The sequence below is a fragment of the Longicatena sp. 210702-DFI.1.196 genome (assembly GCF_020563125.1).
GTDB classification, from domain to species: domain Bacteria; phylum Bacillota_I; class Bacilli_A; order Erysipelotrichales; family Erysipelotrichaceae; genus Longicatena; species Longicatena caecimuris.
Window position 1 is genome coordinate 42,525 of record NZ_JAJCPX010000021.1, and the last position, 9,408, is coordinate 51,932.

General features: G+C 53.9%; 13 protein-coding genes and 2 pseudogenes. All 15 read left to right on the forward strand.

The genetic code is table 11. The features are described 5' to 3' along the window. Window positions 1–27 precede the first annotated feature (27 nt). Window positions 28–480 (forward strand): RNA polymerase subunit sigma-24, encoded by a 453-nt coding sequence (locus LI241_RS09865; RefSeq protein ID WP_227151176.1) that lies wholly within the window; start codon window positions 28–30, stop codon window positions 478–480. A gap of 10 nt (window positions 481–490) precedes the next feature. Beyond that, window positions 491–952 (forward strand): RNA polymerase sigma factor, encoded by a 462-nt coding sequence (locus tag LI241_RS09870; protein WP_173740191.1) that lies wholly within the window; start codon window positions 491–493, stop codon window positions 950–952. A 28-nt stretch (window positions 953–980) separates the two neighbouring features. Continuing rightward, the gene (locus LI241_RS09875) at window positions 981–1,271 is read left to right on the forward strand and encodes a DUF3847 domain-containing protein (RefSeq protein WP_227151178.1); all 291 of its coding nucleotides are present in this window, start codon (window positions 981–983) and stop codon (window positions 1,269–1,271) included. A 186-nt stretch (window positions 1,272–1,457) separates the two neighbouring features. Next, complete coding sequence (mobQ, locus tag LI241_RS09880; protein WP_227151180.1) at window positions 1,458–2,903, forward strand: MobQ family relaxase; 1,446 nt, start codon at window positions 1,458–1,460, stop codon at window positions 2,901–2,903. Window positions 2,904–3,001: 98 nt separating this feature from the next. Then, on the forward strand, window positions 3,002–3,178 hold the full coding sequence (locus tag LI241_RS09885) for a hypothetical protein (protein ID WP_002596503.1): 177 nt from the start codon (window positions 3,002–3,004) through the stop codon (window positions 3,176–3,178). Then, complete coding sequence (locus LI241_RS09890; protein WP_117633391.1) at window positions 3,159–3,557, forward strand: cysteine-rich VLP domain-containing protein; 399 nt, start codon at window positions 3,159–3,161, stop codon at window positions 3,555–3,557. Before LI241_RS09885 ends, LI241_RS09890 begins: the two co-directional genes overlap by 20 nt. A 113-nt stretch (window positions 3,558–3,670) precedes the next feature. Then, window positions 3,671–4,423: a phage replisome organizer N-terminal domain-containing protein gene (locus tag LI241_RS09895; protein WP_117633390.1), complete on the forward strand. Its 753-nt coding sequence runs from the start codon at window positions 3,671–3,673 to the stop codon at window positions 4,421–4,423. After that, entirely contained in the window at window positions 4,420–5,283 is an 864-nt protein-coding gene (locus LI241_RS09900) for an ATP-binding protein (RefSeq protein ID WP_117633389.1), read from the forward strand. The genes LI241_RS09895 and LI241_RS09900 overlap by 4 nt, the downstream gene beginning before the upstream one ends. A 44-nt stretch (window positions 5,284–5,327) precedes the next feature. Then, window positions 5,328–5,519, forward strand: a complete 192-nt coding sequence (locus LI241_RS09905) for a transposon-encoded TnpW family protein (RefSeq protein WP_050616859.1) — start codon at window positions 5,328–5,330, stop codon at window positions 5,517–5,519. Window positions 5,520–5,597: 78 nt separating this feature from the next. Then, window positions 5,598–5,963, forward strand: a complete 366-nt coding sequence (locus LI241_RS09910) for a hypothetical protein (RefSeq protein WP_117633388.1) — start codon at window positions 5,598–5,600, stop codon at window positions 5,961–5,963. Window positions 5,964–6,050: 87 nt separating this feature from the next. Next, window positions 6,051–6,875: pseudogene (locus LI241_RS09915) on the forward strand (VirD4-like conjugal transfer protein, CD1115 family); the annotation flags it as partial. A 216-nt stretch (window positions 6,876–7,091) separates the two neighbouring features. Next, window positions 7,092–7,310 (forward strand): Maff2 family mobile element protein, encoded by a 219-nt coding sequence (locus tag LI241_RS09920; protein WP_003525154.1) that lies wholly within the window; start codon window positions 7,092–7,094, stop codon window positions 7,308–7,310. A 69-nt stretch (window positions 7,311–7,379) separates the two neighbouring features. After that, a complete protein-coding gene (locus LI241_RS09925; protein ID WP_002576236.1) occupies window positions 7,380–8,249 on the forward strand; it encodes a VirB6/TrbL-like conjugal transfer protein, CD1112 family in 870 nt (289 codons plus the stop codon). Between the two features lie 20 nt (window positions 8,250–8,269). Beyond that, window positions 8,270–8,725, forward strand: a complete 456-nt coding sequence (locus LI241_RS09930) for a PrgI family protein (protein ID WP_117920647.1) — start codon at window positions 8,270–8,272, stop codon at window positions 8,723–8,725. Further along, a pseudogene (locus LI241_RS09935) lies at window positions 8,682–9,408 on the forward strand (VirB4-like conjugal transfer ATPase); the annotation flags it as partial. The gene LI241_RS09930 and the pseudogene LI241_RS09935, both read left to right, overlap by 44 nt.

Sequence of the window (9,408 nt, forward strand, 5' to 3'; positions counted from 1 at the left end):
CCTCTCCGATTTTCAGGAGGTAAGCCTATGAAAACAATCAATCTGCGGTGGATGTATCCCCACTACCGGCATGACGAGTTTGTGGATGTTACGGACGAGGTATGGGCAGCGATGTATCAGGCCCAGCGGGAGATGGAGAACTATGAGCGTCGGAAAGTCTACCACCGCGCCTACTACTCTCTGGACGCATACAGCTGGCTGGAAAATTACGCACTGGAACACAGCAGATCGCCGGAAGATATTTTGCTGGAACGAGAAGAAATGACCACCCGCCTGCACCTGATTGCAGCTCTGCCGGTGGCTCTGGCTCATGCCACTCCGACACAGGCCCACCGTGTTCACGCCTACTACATTGCCGGTATCAAGCAGCCGGAAATCGCCCGGAGAGAGGGTATCCATAGCAGTAAGGTCAGCGTTGCCATCCACCGGGGGCTGCGGAATATGCGCCGTTGCTATGATGTCCTTTTTCAAACAGAGTGAGGGCGTGCCTATGCAGACCATCAATCTCAAACAATATTATCCATTTTGCAAAGAGGACATTTTTGTGGAGGTGTCCGATGAGATCGTCGAAGCGTTTCTTCTGGACAAGAGAGCCGAGGCCGCCAGAGATCGCAAGATGTTCCGGTATAAGGCGTTTTATTCCCTCGATTGTAACGATGGAATCGAAAATGCCGCCATCGGCTGGGCGCAGCCATCGCCGGAGGATCATCTGATAGAAAAAGAAGAATTAGCCGAATACGAAGAACTGATACGGCGATTGTACGAAGCCATTTCCTCCCTGCCGCCTATGCAGGCCCGCCGTGTCCACGCCCGCTATATGCTGGGTATGAAAGTGAAAGATATTGCCGCAATGGAGGGTATCACGCCAGCACAGGCGGGAAAGTCCATCCACGCTGCACTGCGGAGGCTGCGCCGGTACTTTGCGCGTCAGAAATGGACGGTCAATCTATGAGCGTTTTCAAAGAAAAGAGGTGCATGACATGAACGAAAAAAATACAGCCCAAACCCAAAAAGAAGAACGGGAGAAAGTCCTGAAGGAGATCCGGCAGCTTGAGAACCGCCAGAAGATTTTGGAGAACAAGCAGCGCAACGAGGAACGCAAGGCCCGCACCCGCCGCCTGATTGAGCGTGGAGCCGTTTTGGAGGGGATTTTCCCGCTGGCTCCCGACCTTTCCGGCGCGGAGGTCAAAACATTTCTGATTGCCCTGTCCCATCTTCCGGGGGCTGCGGAATTGACTGCAAACCTGCCAAAATCCGGGGACACGCCATAAGTCCCTTGTCTACAAGGGCGCACTTATACACCGTTGCCGGTGTCGTGCGCCCTGCCGGGGGCTGTTGCGCTCTCCGAGCGCGATGGGGAGCTACTCTCCCCAAACCCCTTGTGCGCCACAGGTCACGGAACATCCGCAAGCGGCTGTCCCGTCCCCTGCGGCCTGAATACCCCTCACTGAAAGGAGGTGCCACCCATAGATTTTTGCCATATCCCCGTCAGTATCATCAAGCGCAGCGAGGGCCGTTCCGCTGTTGCCGCAGCCGCCTACCGCAGCGGGACAAAGCTGACGAATGAATGGGACGGCCTGACCCACGATTACACCCGCAAAGGCGGCGTTGTCCATGCGGAAATCATGCTGCCCGCCCACGCCCCGCCGGAATTTTCAGACCGCTCCACCCTCTGGAACAGTGTGGAGCAAATCGAGAAAGCAAGGGACAGCCAGCTTGCCCGCGAGATCGAGGCAGCCCTGCCCCGTGAACTGTCCGATGAACAGCAGCTTGCCCTTGTGCGCGCCTATGTGAAGGACAACTTTGTAGACAAAGGAATGTGCGCCGACTTTGCTATCCATGACAAGGGAACCGGCAACCCCCATGTTCATATCATGCTGACCGTCCGGCCCCTGAAAGAAAATGGCGCATGGGGCGCGAAGTGCCGCAAGGCATACGACTTGGACGAAAACGGCCAGCGCATCCCGGATGGGAAAGGCGGCTGGAAGAACCACCGGGAGGATACCACCGACTGGAACGACAAAGGGAATGTGGAGATTTGGCGGGCGGCATGGGCGGCTTATTCCAACCGGGCATTGGAAGCCGCCGGTCAGCCTGCCCTGGTAGACCACCGCAGCTACAAGCGCCGGGGCATTGATAAAATTCCCTCTGTCCACCTGGGGCCAGCGGCCAGCCAGATGGAGAAGCGCGGCATCCGCACCGACAAGGGGGAAGTCAACCGGCAGATCGCCGCCGACAACAAGCTGCTCAAGGAAATCAAAGCCCGCATTACCCGGCTTTACAACTGGTCGAAAGTCGAGGCCGAGAAGCCGGAGGGCCAGCAACCCAGCATGATTGACTTGTGGGAGGCCCAGCAGCAGCTCAAGCGGCCCGACACCCGCACCGGCAAAATCCGGGCTTTGCAGGAGGGCGCCGCCCTGTTCAGTTTTTTGCAGGCAAACGGCATCCAGTCCATGCAGCAGCTCCATGAAAAAATTGCCGACATGAATACCCGCTACTATGACCTGCGGCGAGGGATCGTCAAGGCCGAGCGCCGGATTGCCACCCTCACCGAGCGCGGGGAGATGTGGGCGCAGTACAACGAGTACAAGGCTGTCCATAAGCAGCTTGCCAGGGTAAAGCCGGAGAAGCGGGAACTGTTCGAGCAGCGCCACAGCCGGGAACTGATCCTCTATGACGCGGCGGCCCGGTATCTGAAAGAACTGAAAGCCAGCGGCGAGGAACTTTCCCCGAAGGAATGGAAGCGCGAGATCGACCTGCTGACCGCCCAGAAGCAGGTGGACAGCATCGACATGAAGGCCATGCGGGAGGAACTGAAAGCCGTGGAGCGGCTCCGCAAGGCCGCCGACCAACTGGCCCGGCAGGAACGGGACAAGCCCCGTGACCGGGGGCCAGAGCGGTAAAGGGTACGGCGTTTTGCCGACCCCTTGCGGTGTGTCGCGTTTCACGACACCCTTTTGCACAGAACTGTCAACATTCACTCATGGAAGGAGATTGCCCTATGAAGCAGATTATTTTACCCGTCACTGTCCACCTGAATATCCGCCTGCCCCTTGCCCTCTTGCAGCCGGAACCGGCAGACGCGCCCACCGGCCCGGAGCCGGAGGCCCATGCCTGCCAGGGCTGCGGCAACTGCGGCGGGTGCGGGAAGTGCCAGCATGAAGAAAAGCAAGCCTGAACCCATCCCCGTCATGGACTACCGCCAGTACCGCAGAGCGCGGCGGCTGGTACATGAGTGCTGCAACTACGACGGCGGCAACTGTATCGCGCTGGATGATGGAGAGGAATGTGTCTGCGTCCAGGCCATTTCCTACTCCCTGTTATGCCGGTGGTTCCGGGCGGCAGTGCTGCCGCTGGACAGAGAACTGGAAACGGCCCTGTTCCACCGCCTGAACGCCAAGCGGTGCGCCGTCTGCGGGGCGCTGTTCACCCCCGGCTCCAACCGGGCCAAATACTGCCCGGAATGTGCTGTTCAGGTACGCCGCCGCAAAGAGGCAGAACGACAGCGGAAAAGATACTACCTTTCTACGCATTTAGGGGCTGAAAAACCCTTGTAAATCAAGGACTTTTTCGAGGGTGTCGCTGGGGGCCTGATAGATTTATCCTCTGGCCCCCAAAACAGCCTTCTAAAGGCGTACAGACCCCTGAAATAAACCCCAAGGAGGAACCCATGTCAGACAATCGAAAATATTACTACCTCAAGCTGAAAGAAAACTTCTACAACAGCGAAACGATGGTTATTTTGGAGAGTATGCAGGACGGCCTGCTGTACTCCAATCTGCTGCTGAAAATGTACCTCATGTCACTCAAAAGCGGCGGTATCCTCATGCTCAACGACCATCTGCCCCACACGCCCCAGACCATTGCCACCTTTACCCGCCATCAGGTGGGGACGGTGGAACGGGCCTTGAAGGTGTTCGTTGAATTTGGCCTTGTGGAGATTTTGACCGACGGGGCCTACTACATGGCCGACATCCAACTGTTGATCGGCCAGTCCTCTACCGAGGGCGAACGAAAAAAGAAAGAGCGTATGCGGTTGAAGCGCCAAAAACTGCTCCCATCCGGCGGGGCGGACATTTGTCCACCATATAGCCGGGGGGACATTTGTCCACCAGAGAATAGAGATAAGAGATTAGATATTAGAGATAAGAGTATAGAGAATAGAGAGAGTGAGAGCGCCCGCGCCTATGGCCGTTACCAGAATGTTTTCCTGACGGACGAGGAACTGGCAGACTTGCAGGCCAGCTTTCCCACCGTATGGGGCCAGTACATCGAAAAGCTGTCCGAGTACATGGCTTCTACCGGCAAGCGGTATCAGAGCCATGCCGCCACCATCCGGCGCTGGGCCGGTGAGGACGCGAAGAAAGCGGCCCCGCCCACCCGCAACCGGGATTACAGCGTAAAGGAGGATGAAACCGTATGATGGAAATTACCGCAGAAATCCGGGCGCTGATCGACAAGGCAGCCGCCGGTATAGAACTGGCCGGGGACGAGTACATAGACCCGGCAGACGGCCTTATTCACTGTAAAAAGTGCGGCGGCCAGAGGCAGACCGTTGTGCCATGCTTTGGGAAACCGGGCTACTTCGTGCCCCGCTGTATCTGCCAGTGCCAGCGGGAGGCCGAGGAACAGCGCAAGGCCGCCGAGGAACGGCAGCGCCGCATGGAGCGTATCAAGCGCCGGAAGGCCCAGGGCCTGCAAGACCGTTATCTGTACGACTACACCTTTGCCAACGACAACGGCCAAAATCCCCTGATGGACAAGGCCCGCGCCTATGTGGAGAACTGGAAGGAGGCATATAGGAACAACACCGGCCTGCTGCTGTTTGGGGATGTGGGAACCGGCAAGTCCTTTTTCGCCGGTTGTATCGCCAACGCCCTGCTTGACCGGGATGTGCCGGTGCTGATGACGAACTTTCCCACCATCCTGAACCGCCTGACAGGGATGTTTTCCGAGGACAGGGCCGAATTTATCGCCAGCTTTGACGAATATGACCTGCTTATTATTGACGATTTGGGTGTGGAGCGCAGCACCGAGTATGCGATGGAGCAGATGTTTTTCGTCATTGACAGCCGATACCGCAGCCGCAGGCCCATGATTATCACCACCAACCTGAAACTGGCCGAACTCAAGAACCCGCCCGACCTGGCCCATGCCCGTATCTATGACCGTATCCTGGAACGGTGCGCCCCGATCCTCTTTGCCGGGAAGAACTTCCGGGAGGAAAACGCCGGGGCCACCAGGCAGGCGGCGAAAGACATTGTGAACCGTAAGAGCGAATAATTGTTTTGCCGGACGGCGCAGCCCCGCCCGGAGAAAGGAGCGCCATGAGCGAAGAAACCCGTACCATGCAGACCGCAGACACCACCCCGGCCAGAGCGCCGGAGGACGCCCCCGCGCTGGTAAAGAAAATTGGCAAGACCACCTACAAGGTGCGCGTCCATTTCAGCCAGACCAGCACCGAAACCATGAGCGACAAAATCAAGCGTATGCTTAAAAACGAGATACAGCAGATGTGACCGGCTGATAAAGCCAGCCGCCTTGTGCTAAACTGATGGTGGTACGCACCAAAACTTTTATCCAAGGAGGACATGAAAATGCTGTACACAGAAAAAGAAAAAAATGAGATTGAGCGCGTCCGTAAAGTGTTCGAGAAACACCTCCAACAAATGACTGGTTATGATTTGGTTTGGTCGGACAAGGTCGGCTATGTGTGGCTGGCAATATCTATCGACCCGATCTATATTGACACCGGAAACTGGATAGAGTCCGCTGCCAGCCTTTGTTATGAGTGCTTGAATGATATAGCACTGGATGTTTTCGGAATGACTGGAAACGACCATGACTTCGAGGACGCCGATCCGCTGGAACTGGCCGAGATTAAGCGGCGCTGGAAACCCTATATCGACCAACTGCCGGAATATGCGTACATTTGCGACGAACTGCTAAGCGGCCGCAAGTAACTCTACTCGCCTGAGTGTCAGGAGCATGAAAGTGCTTCTGGCACTTTTTTTGTGGCCTTTTTGTGAATTTGATTAAAAAGTCCTTGACAACTCGTTTCGGGCAAAACCGCTAAGTCGATTTTGATTTCCTGCGGTGCGCGTCTTGCCGTATTTGATATTGCGGAGCTGCGCGAGGTTACATCCTACGATGAGTTGGAACTGGATACGCTGGGAGACAGAAAAACGGCTCTGTTCCTCATTATGAGTGATACGGATGACAGTTTTAACTTTCTCATTTCCATGTGCTACACCCAGTTATTCAACCTGCTTTGTGAAAAGGCCGATGATGTGTATGGTGGCAGGCTTCCGGTTCATGTGCGCTGTTTGATTGATGAGTGTGCTAACATCGGGCAGATTCCGAAGCTGGAAAAGCTGGTGGCCACCATCCGAAGCCGTGAAATCTCTGCCTGTCTGGTGTTGCAGGCACAGAGCCAGCTCAAGGCAATTTACAAAGATAATGCCGATACCATCATCGGCAATATGGATACTTCCATCTTCCTGGGTGGCAAAGAGCCAACAACGCTGAAAGAGCTGGCGGCTGTTCTGGGAAAGGAGACCATAGACACTTACAACACCGGAGAGAGCCGGGGACGGGAGACCTCCCACTCGCTCAACTATCAGAAATTGGGAAAAGAGCTGATGAGCCAGGACGAGCTGGCAGTTATGGATGGCGGCAAGTGCATCTTGCAGTTGCGCGGTGTGCGTCCGTTTCTTTCAGACAAGTATGACATTACCAGACACCCTAATTTCAAATACACAGCTGATGCAGACAAGCGAAATACCTTTGATATTGAAGCATTTTTGTCTGCCAGACTAAAACTCAAGCCTGATGAGGTCTGCGATGTATATGAAGTAGACACGGAGGGCGTGTAATACGGTTCCGCTGAGAAAGGAGTGATCGTATCTATTTGCCGCAACTGCCTCTGTTGAGGCCATTGGCGTACAAAGCGGACAATCGCAAGAAAAATAATGAAAAAGGAGGACAGCCGGAATCATGCTCTCATATATCGAGGGCAGATTGTTCCGGCTTTTGTGCGCTTATGAAACAAACCTAACTAATCATTCAAATGATTCCGGCTAATATTATTTATGGCATTTTTTGAACAGGCAATTACCGTTCTTCAGACTCTCGTTATCGCTCTGGGCGCTGGTCTTGGTATCTGGGGTGTCATCAACCTGTTGGAAGGTTACGGCAACGACAACCCTGGCGCAAAATCTCAGGGCATGAAGCAGCTCATGGCCGGCGCTGGTGTAGCCGTAGTCGGCATGGTCCTTGTACCTCTGCTCTCCGGGCTGTTCTCTGTCTAAGCGTTCCTGCATGAAATCCTTGCCGCTCCCGCAGTTCTGCGGGGGCGGCGGAAAGGAGGTTGACACCGTATGGATTTTTTACTTGAAGCCCTGACAAATTGGCTGAAAGAAATGCTGGTGGGCGGTATTATGAGCAACCTTTCGGGGATGTTTGACAGCGTAAACCAACAGGTCGCGGATATATCCGTACAGGTAGGACAGACCCCACAGGGATGGAATGGTAGTATTTTCAATATGATTGAGAATCTGTCAAACTCCATCATGGTGCCGATTGCAGGTGTGATCCTGGCTATCGTGATGACCGTAGACCTGATCCAGATGATTGCAGACAAGAACAACCTGCATGATGTGGATACCTGGATGATTTTCAAGTGGGTGTTCAAATCAGCTGCCGCCATCCTCATTGTCACAAACACATGGAATATCGTGATGGGCGTCTTTGATATGGCGCAGAGCGTGGTGGCGCAGGCGGCAGGGATTATCAATTCGGATGCGTCCATTGACATTTCCTCAGTTATGACCGATCTGGAACCGAGGCTGATGGAAATGGATTTGGGACCGCTGTTCGGACTGTGGTTCCAATCCCTCTTTATTGGCATTACCATGTGGGCGTTGTATATCTGTATCTTTATCGTTATTTATGGCCGTATGATCGAGATCTACCTTGTAACTTCGGTGGCTCCCGTTCCAATGGCTGCAATGATGGGCAAAGAATGGGGCGGTATGGGACAGAATTACCTCAGATCCCTGCTGGCACTGGGCTTTCAGGCGTTTCTCATTATCGTCTGCGTGGCAATTTATGCTGTGCTGGTGCAGAACATCGCTCTGGAAGATGACATCATCATGGCAATCTGGAGCTGCGTGGGCTACACCGTACTGCTATGTTTTACGCTGTTCAAAACAGGCAGTCTCGCCAAATCAGTCTTTCAGGCGCACTAAAACGGAAGGAGGTTTCCACATTGGCTTATGTACCCGTACCCAAGGACTTAACAAAAGTCAAAACAAAGGTCATGTTCAATCTGACCAAGCGGCAGCTTATCTGCTTCACGGGCGGAGCGCTTATTGGCGTACCGCTTTTCTTTTTGCTCAGAAAACCTACCGGAAACAGTGTAGCGGCTATGTGTATGATGCTGGTTATGCTGCCCTTCTTTATGCTGGCTATGTACGAAAAGCATGGACAGCCCCTGGAAAAGATCGTGGGCAACATTCTCAAAGTAGCTGTGATCCGTCCAAAGCAGCGACCTTACCAGACCAACAACTTTTATGCTGTATTAAAGCGGCAGGAAATGCTCGATAAGGAGGTGTATGACATTGTTCACCGCAATAAAAAAATGGCTGCATCGGATGTTCGGAAAAACCGAGGAAAAAACTGTGCAGCCGGTAAAGACAAAGAAAAAGCTGTCTCGCGCCGATAAGAAGCAGATCGAAGCGGCCATTGCCCGCGCTAACCGCACGGACAAAAAAGGAAAATCTGCGCAGGACAGTATCCCTTATGAACGGATGTGGCCGGACGGAATCTGCCGCGTATCGGACAGCCACTACACAAAGACCATCCAGTTTCAGGACATCAACTATCAGCTCTCCCAAAACGAAGATAAGACGGCAATCTTTGAGGGGTGGTGTGATTTCCTCAATTATTTTGACAGCTCGATTCATTTCCAGCTGTCTTTTTTGAACCTTGCGGCATCGGAGGAGACCTTTGCTAACTCCATTTCCATCCCGCCCCAGAGGGACGCCTTTGACAGTATCCGCGAAGAATATACCACAATGCTGCAAAATCAGCTGGCCAGAGGTAACAACGGTCTCATCAAGACCAAATACCTGACCTTTGGTATAGACGCGGACAGCATCAAAGCCGCCAAGCCCCGTCTGGAGCGTATTGAGACCGATATACTTAATAACTTCAAGCGTCTTGGTGTGGCTGCCAGAACGCTGGACGGTAAAGAAAGGCTTTTTCAGCTTCATGCGGTATTCCACATGGATGAACAACTCTCGTTTCAGTTTGAATGGGACTGGCTGGCTCCTTCCGGTCTGTCCACAAAGGATTTTATTGCACCAAGCTCCTTTGAGTTCCGCACCGGCAAGCAGTTCCGTATGG

What these genes read in the sequence shown, in the direction of transcription:
- LI241_RS09865 (WP_227151176.1), top strand. Translation starts at nt 28, where the DNA reads ATGAAAACAATCAATCTGCGGTGGATGTATCCCCACTACCGGCATGAC.
- LI241_RS09890 (WP_117633391.1), top strand. Translation starts at nt 3,159, where the DNA reads ATGAAGAAAAGCAAGCCTGAACCCATCCCCGTCATGGACTACCGCCAG.
- LI241_RS09895 (WP_117633390.1), top strand. Translation starts at nt 3,671, where the DNA reads ATGTCAGACAATCGAAAATATTACTACCTCAAGCTGAAAGAAAACTTC.
- LI241_RS09925 (WP_002576236.1), top strand. Translation starts at nt 7,380, where the DNA reads ATGGATTTTTTACTTGAAGCCCTGACAAATTGGCTGAAAGAAATGCTG.
- LI241_RS09875 (WP_227151178.1), top strand. Translation starts at nt 981, where the DNA reads ATGAACGAAAAAAATACAGCCCAAACCCAAAAAGAAGAACGGGAGAAA.
- LI241_RS09885 (WP_002596503.1), top strand. Translation starts at nt 3,002, where the DNA reads ATGAAGCAGATTATTTTACCCGTCACTGTCCACCTGAATATCCGCCTG.
- LI241_RS09900 (WP_117633389.1), top strand. Translation starts at nt 4,420, where the DNA reads ATGATGGAAATTACCGCAGAAATCCGGGCGCTGATCGACAAGGCAGCC.
- LI241_RS09905 (WP_050616859.1), top strand. Translation starts at nt 5,328, where the DNA reads ATGAGCGAAGAAACCCGTACCATGCAGACCGCAGACACCACCCCGGCC.
- LI241_RS09920 (WP_003525154.1), top strand. Translation starts at nt 7,092, where the DNA reads ATGGCATTTTTTGAACAGGCAATTACCGTTCTTCAGACTCTCGTTATC.
- LI241_RS09910 (WP_117633388.1), top strand. Translation starts at nt 5,598, where the DNA reads ATGCTGTACACAGAAAAAGAAAAAAATGAGATTGAGCGCGTCCGTAAA.
- LI241_RS09870 (WP_173740191.1), top strand. Translation starts at nt 491, where the DNA reads ATGCAGACCATCAATCTCAAACAATATTATCCATTTTGCAAAGAGGAC.